The sequence below is a fragment of the Aeromicrobium sp. PFPM2_SD2 genome (genome assembly GCF_057364525.1).
Genome location: NZ_JBNFNZ010000529.1, coordinates 1 through 1563, shown reverse-complemented (window position 1 = coordinate 1563; position 1563 = coordinate 1). Strand labels below are relative to the sequence as shown.

The 1563-nt window shown below is 70.1% G+C and carries 1 pseudogene; it reads left to right on the top strand.

Annotation, left to right across the window (positions count from 1 at the left end):
• Window positions 1-1514: pseudogene (locus tag AC2W7G_RS15955) on the top strand (UvrD-helicase domain-containing protein); the annotation flags it as partial.
• Window positions 1515-1563 lie beyond the last annotated feature (49 nt).

Sequence of the window (1563 nt, the reverse complement as noted above, 5' to 3'; positions counted from 1 at the left end):
CGGCTCGGGCAAGACGCGGGTGCTCACCCGGCGCATCGCCTGGCTCATCGCCGCGCGCGGCGCGCACCCCGGCTCCATCCTGGCCATCACGTTTCAACCAACAAGGCCTCGGCCGAGATGCGCGAGCGCGTCGCCGACCTGGTCGGCGGCAAGGCCCGCATGATGTGGGTCTCGACCTTCCACTCCGCGTGCGTGCGCATCCTGCGCCGCGAGGCCACGAAGTTCGGCTACACGTCCTCGTTCACCATCTACGACGCCGCCGACGCGCGCCGGCTCATGACGCTGGTGTGCCGCGACATGGAGCTGGACCCCAAGAAGGTCAACCGCGCGCGGTGCTCAACCACGTCTCCAACCTCAAGAACGAGCTGGTCGACCACGAGTCGGCGCGCAGCCGGGCGTCCACGCCGACCGAGGAGACGTACGCCGAGGCGTACGCGCTGTACCAGCAGCGGCTCCAGGCGGCCAACGCCATGGACTTCGACGACCTCATCATGAACACGGTCCACCTGTTCCAGGCCTGGCCGGACGTCCGCGAGTCCTACCGCCGGCGCTTCCGCCACGTGCTCGTCGACGAGTACCAGGACACCAACCACGCCCAGTACCAGCTCATCCGCGAGCTGTGCGACGAGCAGTCCGACCTCATGGTCGTCGGCGACTCCGACCAGTCGATCTACGCCTTCCGCGGCGCCGACATCCGCAACATCCTGGAGTTCGAGCAGGACTTCCCGAACGCCGACACGGTGCTGCTGGAGCAGAACTACCGCTCGACCCAGACCATCTTGTCCGCCGCCAACGCGGTCATCAGCCGCAACGACGGGCGGAAGGACAAGAAGCTGTGGTCGGCCGAGGGCGACGGCGAGAAGATCGTCGGCTACGTCGGCGACGACGAGCGCGACGAGGCGCAGTTCGTCGCCGACGAGATCGACCGGCTGACCGACGAGAAGCTCGCCGGCCCGCAGGACGTCGCGGTGTTCTACCGCACCAACGCGCAGTCCCGCGTGTTCGAGGAGGTGTTCATCCGCGTCGGCCTGCCCTACCGCGTCGTCGGCGGCGTGCGCTTCTACGAGCGCAAGGAGGTCAAGGACGCCCTCGCGTACGTCCGCGTGCTGGTGAACCCGCGCGACACCGTGTCGCTGCGTCGTGTCCTCAACGAGCCCAAGCGCGGCATCGGCGACCGGGCCGAGGCGGCGCTGGAGCGGTTCGCCGCCCGCGAGGGCACGAGCTTCTGGGACGCGATGCAGCGCGTCGACGAGGTGCCCGACCTGGCCACCCGCTCGGTCAACGCCATCCGCCAGTTCGCCGAGGTGCTCGAGGGGCTGCGGCAGATGGCCGCCGACGGCACGCCGGCCGACGAGGTGCTCGAGGCGGCCCTGACCCGCTCGGGCTACCTGGCCACGCTCGAGGGCAGCACCGACCCGCAGGACGAGACCCGGGTCGAGAACCTGGCCGAGCTCGTGGCCGTCGCGCGCGAGTTCGTCGTCGGCGCCGCCACCCTCGGCGACGACACGTCCGACGACGACGCGAGGGGTCGCCGCCGTCCGACCGCGAGGCCGAGCTGATCGA